This window comes from Candidatus Aminicenantes bacterium (genome assembly GCA_011049425.1).
Taxonomy (GTDB): Bacteria; Acidobacteriota; Aminicenantia; order UBA2199; family UBA2199; genus UBA876.
This window is the reverse complement of sequence record DSBM01000140.1, coordinates 11,599-28,182: the sequence shown is the minus strand read 5'-3', so window position 1 is coordinate 28,182 and position 16,584 is coordinate 11,599. Positions and strand designations below refer to the sequence as shown.

The following is a 16,584-nucleotide window of genomic DNA, read 5'->3' as shown; positions in this document are numbered from 1 at the left end:
CCGCCGGCGGAGCGGCAGTTGTTAACCGGTGAAAACCGCGCCGATATGGTGCGCGGCCTGCAGTCGGTCATGACCGGGGAAGAGCTGATCCAACTCCAGGATGCCGTCCCGCGGATCCATGCCTCCGCGGCGATCCTTGATTACGTACAGGATATCATGGCTGCTTCCCGCAGCCGTCCCCAACAATGCCTGGGTCTTTCGCCACGGGCCGGAATCGCCCTGTTGCGCGCCGCCCAGGCATGGGCCCTCACGGAAGAGCGGGACATGGTGTTGCCCGAAGATGTTCAGCGGGTCGCCGGGGGTGTGCTGGAGCACCGCTTGAATCCCGAGGGCGGCCGCCAAGGGGATGATGCCTGTAGCACGTGGGAAAACCTGCTGCGGTCGATCCCCTTGCGTCGCTGAGAGACAATGGCCCGAAAGCGCGGGGCCGTGACCCGGGTACGCTTGACCCCCGCGGGGGGCGCTTACATGCTGATTGTGTTCGCCATTCTGGTAGCGGCCATGAACTACAGCAACAGCATGGCCTTTATTCTCTGCTTCCTGATGCTGGGAACTCTGATCAGTTCAGCCGCCATGGGGCGGGGCTACGTGGCGGGTGTACGACTGCGACATGTCCGTATCCATCCGGCATTCGCCGGCCGCGGGGTTAAACTCACGCTGGAATTGATTGCTCTGAATGAAGGCGGTCGGCCGGCGCTGTTTGCCTCCGCGGCCGGGGTTGACGGGTGGGGAGATGCCTTTGGTCCCATCAACCTGCATCACAGCGGTGCCATGGTTGCGGATGTGGGAATTCCCGCTCCTGGGCGCGGGTCTTTCCGCCTGGTTGCCGTGCAGTGGGAAACCCGCTATCCCCTGGGGGTTTTTCGTTGCCGGCGCGAAGTTCAGGTACAAGCCCCATACCTGGTGTATCCAAACCCGGAGGGACAGCGCCCGTGGCCGCAACCGGAAAGCCGCTGGTACGATTGGACCGAGGGTTCTCACATGAGCGGGGGTGATGATTTTAATGGACTGCGCCCCTGGCGGGTGGGGGAGTCATGGCGGCACATCGACTGGAAGTCCGTGGCCCGCGGACGCTCCCCGAATATCAAGGAATTTTCCGGGGGAGGCCAGGTACGTACCTGGTTTGATTGGAATCACCTTGCGGGAATGCCCGTTGAATCACGGTTGTCGCAATTGACCCGCTGGGTGCTGGATGCCGCCCACCTGGGGGTGGAATATGGTCTCCGGCTGCCGGAAAAGAGTATTGAAGCCGGTTCCGGCACCCGCCACACTCGCACCTGTCTGGAGGCACTGGCCCGTTACGGAGAGGATCAATGAGCCGGCCGCAACGCGCCGTCATGCCGTTGTCGTCCCGGGCGTTGGACCGCATGAAGCTGGCGTTCCTGCTCGCCGTGGCCGGCCAGGTACCCCATCTGCCGATCTGGACCACGATTATGGCTTTCCTATTGCTGGCCTGGCGTCATTACCTGGACCGCCGGCGGCGCCGTCCGCTGCCGCCTCCCGGGGTGCGCCTGGCCCTGGCCCTGGGGGCCTGCGTGGTGGTTTACCTGCAGTTCGGCTTTTTCATGGGACGGGATCCCGGTGTATCGGCCCTGGTCGTATTGGCCGCGGTCAAGTTACTGGAGGTACGGCAATCCCGCGATTTTCATTTAATGGGATACCTGTGCTATTTCCTGACAGCGGCTTTGTTTCTGTTCACTCAGGAATTGCCGGCACTGTTGTTTGGCGTGGTTCAACTCCTGGCCGTAAACGCCGCTTTCCTGCAATTGTACGCCGGCCGCTCCGGCAGCCTTCGCCCCCTGCGTGGCGCGTCCGGAATGTTGCTGGCATCCGTTCCCGTGGCCGTTGTGTTGTTCATACTGTTTCCCCGCTATCCGGGACCGCTGTGGGGACTGGGGGGGGCAGCGGGAGAATCCGGAGTTTCCGGTTTCAGTGATACGTTGCAACCGGGAAGCGTTGCCCGCATGGTGGAATCGCAACGGGCGGTAATGCGCATGAAGGTGGCGGAGGCCGAACTGCCGCCGCCGCGGCAACGCTATTTTCGCGGCCTGGTTCTGTGGCTGACGGATGGACGCACCTGGTACCCGGGCCGGATCGGGGAGAACATCGCCGGCTCAACGCGACGAGGAAGGGATGGCGTGAAACAGGAAATCATGTTGGAACCCCATGGTCAACGCTGGCTCTTTGCCCTGGATTATCCGGTCCGGGTTCCACCGGGCAGCCTGGTTTCGCCCGGAAATGTGTTTCGCTATCATCGCCGGGTGGAGCGTCCCATTCGGTATCGGGTCGATTCCAGAATCGGCGGCATCATCCCGGAACCCGACCTTCATCCCTATTTGCGGCGCATGGCTTTGCAATTGCCACGCGAGGTCAACCCCGGGCTGCGGACCCTGGTAGAGCCATGGCTTAGAGAGGGGACGGATGCGCGAGCGCTGGCGGAAAGGGTTCTGGAATTTTTCCGGTCCGCGGGATTCACCTATTCACTGCAGCCCGGCAACCTGGACCCACGTGACCCGGTAGGCGATTTTCTCTTAAATACCCGCCGTGGTTTCTGTGGACATTACGCGGCGGGATTTGCCTTGTTGATGAGGCTGGGAGAGGTTCCCTGCCGGATCGTGGCCGGATATCAGGGTGGAGAGACCAATCCCGTTGACGGTCAACTGGTGGTGCGGGACGCGGATGCACATGCCTGGACGGAAATCTGGCTGGACGGCCGCGGCTGGCTGCGCGTGGACCCGACGGCCGCGGTGGTACCTGAGCGGCTGGAATACGGCGGCCGCTTGAACGCCTCTCTGGATGAGATGGCTGCCGGAACGGCAGAGGATCGTTCCAGCGTGTTGCGACGCGCCATGACTGAGGGCGGATTGGCGCGAGCATGGCGCTGGATCCGCGACTATTGGGATGTGGCGCGCAACTACTGGCAGACCTGGGTGGTGCGCTATGACCGCTACCAACAGCGCAGCCTCCTTTCCAGATTGGGTGTACGTGGGATACAACGTGCTGGAAAGTTGGCCCTGGTAATGCTGTTCGTGGTATTTACCTGGCGGTTGACGCGCTGGTTGTTTCGTTTGCCGGCACAGAGGCGTCGTGATCCCCTGGAGAAAAGCTGGCGCCTGCTGGAAGCCCGCTTGTCCCGTGGGGGAATGAATGTGGAATCATGGCAAGGCCCGCTTGATATCAGCCGCCAGGCGCGCCGCCGCTTTCCCAACCAGGCGGATGCGATCGACCAAGTGATTCAAACCTATATCCGCTTGCGTTACGGCGTTTCTTTTGCTGCCGGCGTGGAAAAGTCACTGCTGCGCCGGGTCAGGAAATTGAGAATCCCGCGTCGATGGAAAGCCTGACATGGAGCGCCAGGTCTGATATAATCAGACTCCCTTCGGGAGTTGAACCATGCAATTTTCCAATCCGTCCGCGTTGTGGTTGCTGGCACTGCTGATACCTTTCATCTTTTTGGCCATTGCCAGCAGCCGCTTGCGCAACCGCTGGCTGGCGGAGTTCTTTTCGAGCCGCGCCCGTTCCAAAATGGTGGTGCGGGGCGGACGGGAATTGGATGTGTTTAAAACCCTGCTGTTGACCCTTTCACTGGGATTTCTGATCCTGGCGTTGGCGGGCCCGGAATGGGGCGAACGCTACGAGCCCCTTGAGGTACGGGGAACGGAAATGGTTTTTCTGCTGGACACTTCCCGTTCCATGGCTGCCGCGGATCTGCGGCCCAGTCGCCTGGAATCGGCGCGTCAACTGATTATCATGGCTGCGGATACCCTGGCGACCGACTACGTTTCGTTGATCCATTTCGCGGGACGCGCGGTTGTGCAATGTCCGCTGACCGTGGATTACGAGGCGTTTAAACTCATGGTTCTGGCTTCCGAGATCAGTCCCGCTGAAGAGCAGGGCACCAACCTGGCGGCCGCGCTTGACCTGGCCATAAAGATGTTGGATACGCAAGACACGGCACAACGGGTTATGGTGTTGATCACGGATGGCGAAGACCAGGAGGGTGGGTGGCAAGAGCGCGCTTCGCAATTGAAAGAGAGGGGAATCGTGGTGTTTGCCGTTGGGGTCGGCGCGCCCGAGGGCGCGCCCATTCCCCTGCGCAGCGAGAATGGCGAGGTGACGGATTGGAAGCGGGATCAGCAGGGGCGGATGGTGCGAACACGCCTGGATGAAGAACCGTTGAAACACTTGGCGCGGGAAACCGGAGGGCGTTATTTCCGCCTGCTGGATCCCGGCGACACGGATCATTTTGTCACGGTACTGAAAACATTTGAGCGCCGCATTATTCAACGTAAAGTGCGCCGGGTCCGGGTACCCCGGTTTCAATACCCCCTGGGGGTTGGTATAATACTTCTTTTCCTGGAGATGGCGTTGACAACGAGGCGAATCCGATGGACCGCAGACTGATCGTTTTATGCCTGGTTCCTCTGCTGTTGGGGTGGCATTGGTTTGATGCGGCGGCCCGGCGCAATGCGGCTGGCATGGAAGCGTACAGTCAGGGTCGATTCGGTGAGGCGCTGCAGAAGTTCCTTTCCGCCCGGGGATTGAAACCGGAAAACACCGCCCTGCAGCACAACACCGCGGCCGCGATGTACAAGCTGGGTAAATTTCAGGAAGCCCTGGAGGAGTTCTCGCGCGTGGATCCCGGACGCTGCGGGGTATCCAAACGGGATTTTCACTACAATCTCGGCAACACCTATTTCCGCCTAAAGCAGTTCGACAAGGCCCTGGACCACTACAAACAGGCTTTGCTCCAGGATCCGGAGGACTTGGACGCAAAACGCAATTTCGAATTGGCCCTGCAACGGTTGGAACGGCAAAAAAAGCAACAGCAGGATCCCAAGCAGTCTCACCGCGACCAGAAAAAGAATCGCGGCGAATCAGAGCCGAAACCCCAGCCACCCAAGAGTGAAGGCAGGCAAGAACAAAAGCCGCAAGAGAAATACCAGACTTTGTTGCAGTACTTGTCGCAGAAAGAGAAAGAGCAGCTGAAGGAACGCAAACGCAAAGTGGCCCGGGAAGCCCGGCGGGAAAAAGATTGGTAATGATGATTCGCTCTCGGGCGGTGGCATGGGTGCTTCTTTTGGTTGGCCTCTGCCTGCCCGCCCAGCAGGTGGAGTTCAGTGCCCGGGTTCATTCCCAGCGCATCGGCCTGGATGATAAGCTGGAGTTTACGCTTACCCTCTCCGGAGTAGACAATCCGATCCCCCCTGATCTTTCTGAACTGAGAGACTTTTTTGTACAATCGCGTTCCCAGTCGACGGAATTTCACATGGTCAACGGCCGAACGTCCCACTTGACCCGATTTGAATACCAGCTGTCACCAAAACGAACCGGCACCTTGACAATCCCGGCATTGCGCTACGAAGCCCAGGGGCGGACGCTGGTCACCAAACCCATCCGGGTGGAAGTGGTGAAAGGCAGCGTGGCGCCTCCACCCAAGCGACGTTCCCTGTTTGACGAAGACCTTTTTGCGCTGCCGCGAGAGCGGCAGCGCAGCCGGCAACCCGTGGATGTTCGTTTGATTACGGAGGTGTCGCCCCGCAACGTGGTTTCCGGCCAGCAGGTCTTGGTCCAGGTGCGATTGTTGACCCGCAACACCGTGCGCGCGGTCAACCTGTTGACCGAGCCCTCCATTGCTGGATTCTGGCAGGAGTGGTTCCCGGTTCCCCGCAGCAGCGCCGGCAGAATGCGGGAAGTGGACGGCAAAGAATACACCGAGTACGATATCCGCAAAGTGGCGCTTTTCCCCAATCAGAGCGGAAGCCTAACCATCCCCTCCCTTGAGTTTGAAATCATCCTGGCTGAAAACGGCATGAGTTTTTTCAGCGAGCCGCGTCGCATCACCCGCGTCACCAAGCCGGAGACCATCGAGGTCCGCCCCCTGCCCAATGAGACGGCGGGCTTGCCCGTGGGTGATTTTCAGTTAAAAGTGGATCCACTACCGGAGACGGTGAAAGCGCGCGAAATGGTTACCCTGAAGCTGCGTGTCAGCGGAAACGGAAACATGAAAACCCTCGGGGTGCCGCAATTGGAGGGGGGGCCGTTTTTCCAGGTGTTCCCGCCCAAAGTGAAGCGAACGCTGAATCATTCCGGGCAATGGCTGCGCGGAACGGTGAATGCGGAAATCCCCGTCACTTTTCGTCGCGCAGGGGCGGTTTCCATCCCGCCCCTGGAGTTGCGCTGGTGGGATCCGGTAACAGGGCAAATTCGCATCATGGCTTCCGATCCCATGACCGTAAACGTAATGGAAAACCAGGCTGCCGGACGGGACGAGGCGGTCCCCGCCGGCGGGGCGGAAGTCGTGCGCCGGGGACGGGACATTCACCACATCCTGGGCGGGGCTATCCGGGATCAATCCAGTTACTGGAACCGATCCCGTGCGTACACCTGGCTGTTGCTGCTGCCGTTTCTGGCGAGCCTGGCCGCGGCGATCTATCGGGGAATCTGGGAGCCCCTGGTGCGGCGCAGCCGTCGCCTGGAGGCCCGGCGTGTGTTATCGCGAACCCTGAAAGGACTGCAAACCCAGAGCGAGCTGGGCGGCGCAGCCGGCATTGTTGAGAATTACCTCAGCGAGCGATTGGGCATGAAACCGTCGCGCATGAACGCCGCAACCATCGCGCGGTGTCTGGAAGAGAGAGGAGTATCGGAACGGGAAATCAATGAATTCCTGGCCCTGAAGGAAAAAATCGATTCCAAACGTTTTGCGCCCCGGTCCGGGCTGCAGGATGACCGCCGGGATCTGGCGCGATTGGGGGTTTTGCTGCGCCGCATTGACGGGAAAATCAAATGAAAAGAACGGGAATGCTGCTGCTGCTGATCATGGGGCTCACCCCCATTGCCTGGGGCGGGGCAAACACGGCCTTTGCCGTCGCCAACCAGCAATATGAAGACGGGCATTACGCTGAAGCCCTGGATGGCTATTCGCAAATCGCCGCCGGAGTAGACAACTGGAAACTGGCATTCAACATGGGCAATTGCTGTGTGAAACTGGAGCGATTCGTGGATGCCAAAATCCACTACCTGCGGGCGTTGAGGTTGGCCCCGACCCGCCGGGAAATTCGTGACAATCTCGAATACGTGGATGAGCACTTGGGACATGAAAAAAAATCACGTCAGGCCGGATTCCTGGCCAACCTGTGGAATCATTTCACCGCCCTGGTTTCCCTGAATGCCATCTCGGCGTTGTTATTCTTATCCGTGGTGTGGCTGAACGCTTTTTTTATCATGTTACTATGGCGGGGAAAGCGCAAGTGGCTTGTTTACGGCCTGGGGTTTGCCTTGATCGTTTCTTTGTTGTTGTCGGGTCTCCAAGCCTTCTACCAGCACCGCCTTGACCGCAGGGATACCGCGGTGGTGATACAGAGCCAGGCCCGGCTGCGCAGCGGGCCGGGCAAGAGGTATACGGTGTTGTTTAGCTTGCGTCCCGGTCTGGACGTACGGGTCCAGGAAGAACGTGAGCAATGGTTGCAGGTAGCCGCGGGTGACGATGTGGCTGGTTGGATCGAATTAACAGCTTTGGAAATCATTTAGTTTGAAATTTGGAGGCCGGGTATGCGCATCCACTTGAGAAACCGTTACTTGACCCTGGAAGAGCCGGCCGTCATGGGAGTGATCAATGTGACCCCCGATTCTTTTTTCGATGGAGGCCGCTATGTATCCTTGGACCTGGCCCTGGCGCGGGCCCGGGAAATGGTTGACCAGGGAGTGGATATCATTGATGTGGGAGGGGAAAGCACCCGGCCCGGCGCACGATCCCTTGATGCGGAAGAAGAGGCGAACCGGGTGGTTCCGGTTATACGCCGAATCAAAACAGAACTGGACATTCCCGTTTCAGTAGATACCTACAAGGAATCGGTGGCCCGGCGGGCCGTGGAAGAGGGCGGAGCTGACATCATCAACGATATTTCCGGGCTGAATTTCAGCCCGCGCATGGCCGCGACGGCGGCTGAACTCGAGGTGCCCGTGGTGATCATGCACATCAAGGGTACACCGGAGAACATGCAACGCAACCCGGAGTATGGCGACGTGATTGCCGAACTGACGGACTATTTCAAGGAGCGCGTGCGCATGGCGCGATCCGCGGGAATCGCTCCGGATCGCATTCTGCTGGATCCGGGGATCGGGTTCGGCAAGCGGCTTCAGGATAACATCGAGATACTCAAGAACCTGGCCGCCTTCAGGGTGTTTGACTCTCCCCTCATGGTGGGTGTATCACGCAAATCATTCCTGGGCGCCCTGGGCGGCAAAGTGAATCCGGCTGAGCGTCTGCCGGAGACCCTGGTTGCCGGAATTGTCGCTTCCATGCACGGAGCATCCGTTCTGCGGGTGCACGATGTGGACGCAACTGTCCGGGCCTTGAAAGTCGTTCGCGCCCTGGGAGTTTTGCCGCAAACCGGGAGCCGGCAGTGACGAAGCGCAACACTTGGCTCTGGATCGAGTGGGGAGCGCTTTTCTGGGTACTACCCGTTCTCATGTGGCTGGGGGGACGAGGCTTTCCCAAATTTTTGCCCCTGGTGCTGGGGACCATTTTTATTACCATTTACCTGGTTCGTTCTCCCCGCTTTGACAACCGCCGCTTTTTTTCCCGGGAAAACAGTAAGGCTTTTGCCCGCGGCATGTTGTGGAAATTCCCCATGGTGGGGCTGGCTTTGCTGCTGCTGACGTGGACAATCGCGCCGCAGCAATTGTTCTTTTTCCCCCGTCAACGGCCGTTGATCTGGTTAATGGTGATGATGCTCTATCCCGTGTTTTCGGCTTTTCCCCAGGAGATCATTTTCCGTGCTTTCTTCTGCCAGCGATACCGTACCCTGTTTCCCGCTTCGCGGCTGCTGCTGGTCATGAACGCGGCTTGTTTTGCTTTTGTGCACATTGCCTACGGAAACCTGGTCGGGCCGTTGCTTACCCTCCCCGCGGCATTCATGTTTGCGCGCACCTACACGCGTCACCGCTCGGTACTTCTGGCCGCAGTTGAACATGGCCTCTACGGTGCCCTGGTGTTTACCGTGGGTCTGGGGAATTACTTTTTTAACGGCCGCGTGGGAAGCTAGAAAGTTGTGCGTTAAGGGGACGCCCAACTCTTCAACTTTTCAACTCTTCAACTTTATTCTGTTTTTGCCGCAGAATAATGTGAATGTCCCGCTGTGGAAAGGGGATCTGGATGCCCGTTTCCCGGAAGGCGCGGAAAATGGCGAAGTAGATTTCCGAGCGGATCGTACGATGCTCATGGGGTTCCTTGACCCATGCCCACAGCTCCATCTCCAGGCGGTGGAACACACTCCGCCCTTCAGAATGCGACGTACGAGGCGGGAGAGCAGGTAAAACGCCAACACCACCAGAATGAACATGAGGATGGAGGCGGGAGAGACAGGGGTCTGGTTGAGTTCAAACAGGGTAAAGTTCAGGACCTTGTTGATGCCTTCGAGGACTTTGCCCATGGGATCTCCCTCCCGGTTCAGTATACCCCGGTTGAATCAGGAGTGCATCATTCAAGCAGTGATCAAGCCGTAACCGGAGCGGGCTTCAGATCGGGGAAAGCACGATCCAAGGCGGCATTCATGTTTGCCAGGGAATCCGCCATCCCGCGTAGCAGGGGAAGCGGGTCGTTCTTGATTACCACGGTGTGTATGGTGTCATCGGCGCTGATGCGGTTGACCACTTCCTGGTCACAGTCACTTTCAACCGCGCCAAATACCGTGGGTTTGCCGTCCAGCCAGGGCGTGGCCACGTGGGTGATAAAAAACTGGCTGCCGTTGGTGGCCGGTCCGGCATTCGCCATGGAGAGAATTCCCGGACGGTCGTGGCGCAGGCCGGAATCGACCTCATCCTGGAAATGGTAACCCGGACCTCCGCGCCCGGATCCTTCCGGACATCCGCCCTGGATCATGAAGTCTGCGATGACGCGGTGAAATGTCAAGCCGTCGTAATAGCCACGCAATGCGAGGTTGACGAAATTGGCGACGGTCAGGGGGGCCGCATTCGCCAGTAAGCGCAAACGGATGGGTCCCTTCGATGTATTCATTACGGCCGTGAGGTCGGAAAATTCGCTCATATCTTTACTCCTGGTAAGAATTTTTTTCAGCATATCACAATCCAAAGCAAATTGCAGGCGCAGTTGCTTTGCAGGCGATAAGAAAACTGTTCTTTTTTGAAAATTCGCCTTTACTTGTTTTTTTTAAAGTTCTATGTTAGAATACCTTTGATTGGTGGATGAAGGTGGAGGCATATCTCTCCGAGTAAAATCCTTTACTTCCGGGTGTATCATTCTACCGCGTCTACTGAAGAAAAAAAAGGAGTACGTTTATGCCGAAAGGTAGAGTGAAATGGTTTGATGACAGCAAAGGTTATGGCTTTATTGAAGTTGATGGTGCGAACGATGTGTTCGTCCACTACTCTGAGATCCAGGGCACCGGGCACCGCTCTCTGATGGAAGGTCAGGAGGTGGAGTTCGAGGTCAAACAGGGTCCCAAAGGCCAACAGGCCGCCAACGTCACAATCCTGTAAACAAAAAAACCCGGAAGGCCCGTCCGCATTCGTGCAGGCGGGCTTTCCAGATTTACCTCTGATTCGCCATCCCGTCCGGGATTTATTGGGTCATTAGGGAGTGCTTGTAATTATATAAGGTCGGTTCTGACCAAAATTATCCCTATGGTTGGGCAGCAAGTCAGATAATTGTCTGGACAGGTTGCAGGTACGTTTGTGCCTGCATACTTACAAGCAACGCCCCCGATTCACCCGGTTAAAACCTAAGCGCCGGGGTGGATGGCATCCACCGGACAGACATCCACGCAGGTGCCGCAATCGGTACACAAGGCGGCATCGATAACAAACCGGTCATCTCCCTCAGAAATCGCGCCCTCGGGGCATTCGGGTTCGCAGGACCCGCAACTGATGCATTCTTCGTTAATGACATGTGCCATGCGTCTCTCCTTCCTTTAGGTTTATTGGTTTTTGGCAAGGACCCAATATACGGCAATGCGCGTCTGGAATCAACTTATTTTTGGGGACGGTGCTTGTATGTATGTAAGTACGGATTCTGGAATCCGAATCCGTTTTTCTTTGCCATAGGGTTTATTTTATGGCAATGACTGTATTTACATACTTACAAGCACCGTCCCCAGGTTGTATTCCTTCTTCATTATTCCTGTGTCCTTGTCCTGCCGCCTCCTCCAGTCTCCTCCTCTTCAACTTTCCAATTCTATTCCCCTCCAACTCTCCACTTTCCAACTCTCCAACTATATATATTGCATCCCCTTAAAGCCTGGGTTATGCTGAAGATTTCCGGAGAAGTCGCCGTTATGAATTGGAAAACCATCCTTCTTGATCTGGACGGCACGCTGACCGACCCGGCGCAAGGTATTGTCCGTTCCGTGCTTTACGCCCTGGAAAAACTGGGGATCACGGAGCCCGAACCGGGTGGACTGGTTGATTTTATCGGTCCTCCCCTGCATCAATCATTTGCCCGACGCTACGGGTTCAGCCGAAAGCAAGCGTTTCATGCCGTTGCGCTTTACCGGGAATACTTCAGTGAGCGGGGAATTTTTGAAAACCGTTTGTATGCGGGTATCGACGGTCTGTTGGCCGGTCTGGCCCGCCGGGGAGCCTGTCTCGTCCTGGCCACGGCCAAACCCACGGTCTATGCTTGCCGCATCCTGGAATACTTTCAGTTGGCCGGATTTTTTTCCGTCGTGCAGGGATCAGAGCTGGACGGCAGGCGCACCCGCAAGCTTGAGGTTGTGCGTGACGCCCTGAAGCGGGTGCCGCCGGGACCGGCGGTCATGGTCGGCGACCGCGGTAGCGACATCAGGGGAGCCCGGGCCAACGACATTTCTGCGGTAGGTGTGACCTGGGGGTATGCGCGTCCGGGAGAACTGGATGCCGCCGCACCGGACCACATTGTTTCCAGTATCGCTCAGCTAAATAGCCTGCTGGAGGGGGGATGAACGGCGCGCGCGGGTATCTAAAGCCGGAATGGTTGTTTGCGGCGGATTTCCTGTCATTCCTGAAGCATAGCCGGGAAGGCGTGGTTTCAGATTGTCCGGCTGAATTGGCCGAGCTGGTGGTTGCCGCCGCGGCCATGGCGGATACCCGTCCCGTGATCTGGATAGTGGGGGAGAATGAGCGGACCCGTGATCGGGCGGAACGCTTGAAAGCATGGTTGGGGCTTTTTGGAGGTGATGAACGCCCCATAGCCTTTCACTTGCGGCCATTTGAAGACCCCTTTGCAAATTCTGACATGCAATTGTCAGCCGCCGCGCACAAGTCCGACCTGGCGGCGGTCGTCAATGGTTCCGGGCCGCGACCCGTAGTGATCTCGACCCTTTCCGGGATGGCGATTCAGTTGGAGCCGCCACGGGAACTGGCGGTCATGGCCGTGCGCGTAGCGGTTGGCGCGCGCTTGTTGCGGGAAGAATTGATTGAGCGGTTGGCGCGCGCGGGATATGTTTTTCGCGATGACGCAATCGCTCCCGGCCAGGTGGCCCGCCGGGGCGGTATAATAGACGTGTTCGCGCCCGGCGGCGAGTTGCCCGCCCGCCTGGAGTTTGAAGGTTCGCGCCTGGTGTCTTTGCGTCGATTCGATTTGGAAACCCAGAAGTCGGTGGATTCCGTGCAATCGTTGCGCTTGCCGCCCTTGCGGTATTTCCTGAATTATCAGGATTTGGCCCAATACCTGGGTGATCGCAAAGAGGGCATGCGTCCCCTGGATCAATGGCTGCCTGGAGCCCGCATCCTCATCCTGGATCGCGCCGGCCTGGAAGCGGAGCATGATAAACTGCTGGCACACTTTGACCGCATCCGCGAGGCGGTTCTGCCTGACAAAACCAGCAACGTCTGCATGGATGCCCTGCGTGTCAATTTGGCGGACCGCGCCATCATCGATTTCAATCCACTGCAGAGTGTAGATGGAATCAATCCCGCTATCCGGCTGGTGCGGCAAAGCCTGGTGGAGATGGACCAGGAATCCGTCGAACTGCTGCTGCGGCGCCTGAACGCCGGTCTTGAGCTGGCGGTTGCATCGGGAATCTCATCCGTGCGGAGGCGCCTGGATTTTCTCGGATCCGAATTCTCTTTTTTGCCTAATGATCTTCCCGCGGGTGTAGAGAATCCCACCGGTAGCCGCATGATCCTGCCCTATCGTCCCTGGATTCCCAGTCGCTCCCGCAGGCTCACCCGTTCACCGGCCATGCGGGAGCGTCTGTTGCGCGACATCCGCGTGGGCGAACTGGTGACCCACCGCAGCCATGGCATCGGTCGCTTCATGGGAATAGAACGCCTGACAGTCAGCGGCTTTGACCGCATCAAGAGATCTTCGACCACCACGGAGGTGATCGTGGTGGAATACCGTGATCGCGAGCGTCTATACGTCCCGGTATACGAGGCCGACGCTTTGCGTCCTTACACGGCCATGGAAGGCCATGCCCCGGAACTGGACCGCATGGGCGGTCGCACCTGGCGCGCCAAGCAGAACCGGGCCCGCCGCAGCATCATTCCCTTTGCCCGTGAATTACTGCAATTGTACGCGCAACGCAAGGCGGTCCGGGGCACTGCTTTCCCCGGGGACCATGAATGGGAGGAACGCCTGCGGCGGGGCTTTCGCTTTGTGGAAACCGCTGACCAGAAACGCGCCATTCACGATGTGCTGCGTGACCTGGAAGCTTTCCACCCCATGGACCGCCTGGTCTGCGGTGACGTCTCTTTCGGAAAAACCGAAGTGGCGGTGCGCGCGGCTTTCCGCGTGATTCTCAATCATCGCCAGGTGGCCATGCTCTGCCCCACAACCATCCTGGCATCGCAACATTTTCAGACCTTCCGCCACCGCTTTCAGGAACTACCGGTTCGCCTGGGAATGCTTTCCCGGCTGGTGCCCGCGCCTCAGCGGCGGCGAGTTGTCACGCAAATCCGGGACGGCAAGGTGGACCTGGTCATCGGCACTCACGCCTTGCTCAGCAGCCACCTGGATTTTCCCCGCCTTGGTTTGCTCATAATCGATGAAGAACAGCGCTTTGGCGTGTTTCAAAAAGAAAAGCTCAAACAAGAGCATCCCCACGTGGATGTGTTGACCCTCAGCGCCACCCCCATTCCCCGCACCCTCTCTTTTTCCATGGCCGGCCTTCAGGACATCTCAGTGATCCGCACCCCGCCTCTGGGCCGGCTGGCCATCCGCAACACGGTAACCGCGTTCCGTCCCGATATCCTGATCTCCGCCGTGTTGAACGAAGTGGAACGGAACGGACAGGTCTACATCGTGTACAACGATATCCAGGGAATCGAGACCTTCCGTGCCCGCTTAGCGGAGTGGCTCCCCGAGATCGATGTCGCCCTTATCCATGCCCGTATGCGCGCGGAAGTGATTGAAAAGACTTTGCTGGATTTTATCAACCGCCGAACCCAGGTGTTGTTGTCCACCACCATTATCGAGAACGGCATCGATATCCCGGCGGTCAACACGCTGGTGGTGATTCACGCCGAGCGATTCGGGCTTACCCAACTCTATCAATTGCGTGGCAGAATCGGACGGGGCGATCGCCGCGCCCATGCCTATTTCCTGGTCTCTGCCTCGACTCTTTCCGATAAAGCCCACGCCCGGTTGCGGGCCTTGCGCGAGTTTGCCGAGTTGGGCGCAGGTTACCGGCTGGCGGAATTCGACCTGCATTTGCGGGGAGCGGGTTCCCTGCTGGGCAACCGCCAGCACGGGCACATTGAAGCCTTGGGGTTTGATTACTTCATGGAGATGCTGCAGCGCACCATCCAGGACCTGAAGGGGGAAGAGGACGCGCGGCTGCCCGCGGAAATCAATGTTCGGTTTGCGTTTTCGGTGGAACCCGGTTACATTCCCGATATTGAGGAGAGGGTGGGGGTATACCGCCGCGTCATGGCCGCCCGCGACCGTGAGGAACTCGCAAATGTGCGCGCTGAGGTGAGAGACCGTTTTGGACGGATTCCACCCGGAATGGATGAGGTGTTCCGGGTGGCGGTTCTGCGCCTGCTTATCCAACCGTTGCCGGTGACCCACGCGGACGTGTTTTCTGAACGAGTGGTGTTGCGTTTCAGGGAGCCGTTGGCCGCCTTGCCCGCGGAGCTGAGGGGGTTGGGTTTGCGTCCCCTGTCGCCCGGGGAAATCGAAGTGTCTCCTTCAACCTATGCCGACTTCATGGCCGCGGCATCAGACCAGGTTGCCGCCGGCCTCAATGTAACGCGTTAAGCCGAATCTCAGGTTTGAGACCCGGTGCCGCCCCCTCTGTTTGAGCAAACTGCATCCTAGGCTGCCGATGTACCCCCCACTGCAGGTTAACACGGTGGGTCGATCCACGGGCACCTCCGCGTAGCGGGTGCGCAGGTCCGCCACAGGGATGTTGATTGCGCCGGGAATGTGTCCGGAAGCGAATTCGGCGGCACTCCGGACATCCACCACCAGGGGTGGATCATTGCTTTTGAGTATGGCCATGAATTCATCCAGTTCCAGCAACGGCAATGAATCCATGGGGAACCCTTCGGCTTCCCATCCCTGGATCCCGGTGAGCAACTGACCTTCGATCCGGTCCAGACCTACGCGGTGCAGTTGTAGCCAGGCTTTGGTCAACTCTTCTTCACGGGCGGAAATCAGGAAAAGGGGGTGTTCCGGAGGAATGACCCATCCGGCAAGTGTGGGGAGATTGGCGCGGGTGCTGATGTGATAGGAGCCAGCGATATGTGAATGGGAAAAACTGCGCGCCCCGCGGAGGTCAAGGGCGATTCCCCGGGACTTTTCCATCAATCGGCGGCCTTCGGAGGGCGTAAGGGTGGCCATGGGCTTCAGCTCGCGCAGCAAGCGCGGTCCCTGGCGGTTGATCTCGCTGAGTCGTGAAAAATGATCCGGCGCCGGCGGCATGCCTTCGAGCAACCATTGTTGAAAAGAATCCGGATCCTTGAACTGCAGGGCGGGATTAAGGCGTTTTTCATAGCCGATGGTGGAGCGTCGCCGTTGGCCGATGGCGCGGCCGCAAAGCGATCCCGGTCCGTGAGCCGGGTAAACTTCAACAAAATCAGGCAATTGCAGGAGCTTTTCGTGCAAACTGGCAAACAACTGGCGGGTTAGTTCCCCGGCGCGGCCGGGGAAAAGGTCGGGTCGACCCACGTCTCCCACGAACAGCGTGTCTCCGCAGAAGACGGCATTAGGCACATCGCCGCGATCCAGGTCGCTCAAAACGTATGCTATGTGTTCCGGTGTGTGTCCCGGAGTTTCCAGGACACGAAACAGCAGTTTGCCGATCTGGATCTCGTCGCCCTCGGATACCCCCTGGTGGGGAAAGTCGGCTCCGGCTGAGGCGGGCATGATGATTTCAGCCCCCAAGCGGTTGGCGAGCTCCATGTGACCGGATACGAAATCAGCATGAAGATGGGTCTGGAAAATGTGGGTGATGGTTAAGTTGAATTCCCGCGCCATGTAGATGTACTCATCCACGTCGCGACGGGGATCGATGATAACGGCTCGGTCTTGGCTGCCCACAAGGTATGAACTGTGGGCGATTTTTTCAGTGTAAATGGGTCTTAACAGCATGCTAGCCTCCAATCAGTGTTACATCCCGATCCCGCACGTCCGTCCTCTTT

At 58.3% G+C, this 16,584-nt stretch carries 15 protein-coding genes; 11 read left to right on the top strand and 4 right to left on the bottom strand.

All coding sequences use genetic code 11. The features are described 5' to 3' along the window. Positions 1 to 408 precede the first annotated feature (408 nt). The 8 genes from ENN40_09545 to ENN40_09510 are packed head-to-tail and all read left to right on the top strand — an operon-like array spanning position 409 to position 9,047. Positions 409 to 1,317: a DUF58 domain-containing protein gene (locus ENN40_09545; protein HDP95588.1), complete on the top strand. Its 909-nt coding sequence runs from the start codon at positions 409 to 411 to the stop codon at positions 1,315 to 1,317. After that, complete coding sequence (locus tag ENN40_09540) at positions 1,314 to 3,344, top strand: DUF3488 domain-containing protein (GenBank protein ID HDP95587.1); 2,031 nt, start codon at positions 1,314 to 1,316, stop codon at positions 3,342 to 3,344. Before ENN40_09545 ends, ENN40_09540 begins: the two co-directional genes overlap by 4 nt. Before the next feature lie 49 nt (positions 3,345 to 3,393). Beyond that, positions 3,394 to 4,404 carry a VWA domain-containing protein gene (locus ENN40_09535; GenBank protein ID HDP95586.1) on the top strand — a complete coding sequence of 337 codons (1,011 nt, stop codon included), beginning with the start codon at positions 3,394 to 3,396 and terminating at the stop codon, positions 4,402 to 4,404. Then, the gene (locus tag ENN40_09530) at positions 4,389 to 5,042 is read left to right on the top strand and encodes a tetratricopeptide repeat protein (protein ID HDP95585.1); all 654 of its coding nucleotides are present in this window, start codon (positions 4,389 to 4,391) and stop codon (positions 5,040 to 5,042) included. Before ENN40_09535 ends, ENN40_09530 begins: the two co-directional genes overlap by 16 nt. Next, positions 5,042 to 6,790, top strand: coding sequence for a protein BatD (locus ENN40_09525; protein HDP95584.1), 1,749 nt, complete (start codon positions 5,042 to 5,044; stop codon positions 6,788 to 6,790). Before ENN40_09530 ends, ENN40_09525 begins: the two co-directional genes overlap by 1 nt. After that, positions 6,787 to 7,530 (top strand): tetratricopeptide repeat protein, encoded by a 744-nt coding sequence (locus ENN40_09520; protein HDP95583.1) that lies wholly within the window; start codon positions 6,787 to 6,789, stop codon positions 7,528 to 7,530. The genes ENN40_09525 and ENN40_09520 overlap by 4 nt, the downstream gene beginning before the upstream one ends. A 21-nt stretch (positions 7,531 to 7,551) precedes the next feature. Next, complete coding sequence (gene folP / locus ENN40_09515; GenBank protein HDP95582.1) at positions 7,552 to 8,409, top strand: dihydropteroate synthase; 858 nt, start codon at positions 7,552 to 7,554, stop codon at positions 8,407 to 8,409. Next, positions 8,406 to 9,047 (top strand): CPBP family intramembrane metalloprotease, encoded by a 642-nt coding sequence (locus tag ENN40_09510; protein HDP95581.1) that lies wholly within the window; start codon positions 8,406 to 8,408, stop codon positions 9,045 to 9,047. Before folP ends, ENN40_09510 begins: the two co-directional genes overlap by 4 nt. Before the next feature lie 31 nt (positions 9,048 to 9,078). Here ENN40_09510 and ENN40_09505 read toward each other — a convergent pair whose 3' ends face one another. Then, positions 9,079 to 9,273: a hypothetical protein gene (locus tag ENN40_09505; protein HDP95580.1), complete on the bottom strand. Its 195-nt coding sequence runs from the start codon at positions 9,271 to 9,273 to the stop codon at positions 9,079 to 9,081. 223 nt (positions 9,274 to 9,496) lie between these two features. Next, entirely contained in the window at positions 9,497 to 10,048 is a 552-nt protein-coding gene (locus ENN40_09500; GenBank protein HDP95579.1) for a peptidylprolyl isomerase, read from the bottom strand. Between the two features lie 251 nt (positions 10,049 to 10,299). On the opposite strand from ENN40_09500, the gene ENN40_09495 reads away from it, so the two are divergent. Further along, on the top strand, positions 10,300 to 10,500 hold the full coding sequence (locus tag ENN40_09495) for a cold-shock protein (protein HDP95578.1): 201 nt from the start codon (positions 10,300 to 10,302) through the stop codon (positions 10,498 to 10,500). A 242-nt stretch (positions 10,501 to 10,742) separates the two neighbouring features. Here ENN40_09495 and ENN40_09490 read toward each other — a convergent pair whose 3' ends face one another. Then, positions 10,743 to 10,916: a 4Fe-4S dicluster domain-containing protein gene (locus ENN40_09490; protein HDP95577.1), complete on the bottom strand. Its 174-nt coding sequence runs from the start codon at positions 10,914 to 10,916 to the stop codon at positions 10,743 to 10,745. A gap of 378 nt (positions 10,917 to 11,294) precedes the next feature. On the opposite strand from ENN40_09490, the gene ENN40_09485 reads away from it, so the two are divergent. Beyond that, the gene (locus ENN40_09485; GenBank protein ID HDP95576.1) at positions 11,295 to 11,939 is read left to right on the top strand and encodes an HAD family hydrolase; all 645 of its coding nucleotides are present in this window, start codon (positions 11,295 to 11,297) and stop codon (positions 11,937 to 11,939) included. Next, positions 11,936 to 15,199 (top strand): DEAD/DEAH box helicase, encoded by a 3,264-nt coding sequence (locus ENN40_09480; protein ID HDP95575.1) that lies wholly within the window; start codon positions 11,936 to 11,938, stop codon positions 15,197 to 15,199. Before ENN40_09485 ends, ENN40_09480 begins: the two co-directional genes overlap by 4 nt. Here the strand turns inward: ENN40_09480 and ENN40_09475 are convergent. Next, positions 15,161 to 16,534: an MBL fold metallo-hydrolase gene (locus ENN40_09475; protein ID HDP95574.1), complete on the bottom strand. Its 1,374-nt coding sequence runs from the start codon at positions 16,532 to 16,534 to the stop codon at positions 15,161 to 15,163. The two genes, ENN40_09480 and ENN40_09475, sit on opposite strands and share 39 nt — an antisense overlap. Between the last annotated feature and the right edge of the window lie 50 nt (positions 16,535 to 16,584).

Excerpts from the sequence above, each read along its gene's own strand:
- folP (HDP95582.1), top strand. The coding sequence starts at position 7,552 with ATGCGCATCCACTTGAGAAACCGTTACTTGACCCTGGAAGAGCCGGCC.
- ENN40_09495 (HDP95578.1), top strand. The coding sequence starts at position 10,300 with ATGCCGAAAGGTAGAGTGAAATGGTTTGATGACAGCAAAGGTTATGGC.
- ENN40_09525 (HDP95584.1), top strand. The coding sequence starts at position 5,042 with ATGATGATTCGCTCTCGGGCGGTGGCATGGGTGCTTCTTTTGGTTGGC.
- ENN40_09520 (HDP95583.1), top strand. The coding sequence starts at position 6,787 with ATGAAAAGAACGGGAATGCTGCTGCTGCTGATCATGGGGCTCACCCCC.
- ENN40_09480 (HDP95575.1), top strand. The coding sequence starts at position 11,936 with ATGAACGGCGCGCGCGGGTATCTAAAGCCGGAATGGTTGTTTGCGGCG.
- ENN40_09485 (HDP95576.1), top strand. The coding sequence starts at position 11,295 with ATGAATTGGAAAACCATCCTTCTTGATCTGGACGGCACGCTGACCGAC.
- ENN40_09500 (HDP95579.1), bottom strand. The coding sequence starts at position 10,048 with ATGAGCGAATTTTCCGACCTCACGGCCGTAATGAATACATCGAAGGGA.
- ENN40_09535 (HDP95586.1), top strand. The coding sequence starts at position 3,394 with ATGCAATTTTCCAATCCGTCCGCGTTGTGGTTGCTGGCACTGCTGATA.
- ENN40_09540 (HDP95587.1), top strand. The coding sequence starts at position 1,314 with ATGAGCCGGCCGCAACGCGCCGTCATGCCGTTGTCGTCCCGGGCGTTG.
- ENN40_09475 (HDP95574.1), bottom strand. The coding sequence starts at position 16,534 with ATGCTGTTAAGACCCATTTACACTGAAAAAATCGCCCACAGTTCATAC.
- ENN40_09490 (HDP95577.1), bottom strand. The coding sequence starts at position 10,916 with ATGGCACATGTCATTAACGAAGAATGCATCAGTTGCGGGTCCTGCGAA.
- ENN40_09530 (HDP95585.1), top strand. The coding sequence starts at position 4,389 with ATGGACCGCAGACTGATCGTTTTATGCCTGGTTCCTCTGCTGTTGGGG.
- ENN40_09545 (HDP95588.1), top strand. The coding sequence starts at position 409 with ATGGCCCGAAAGCGCGGGGCCGTGACCCGGGTACGCTTGACCCCCGCG.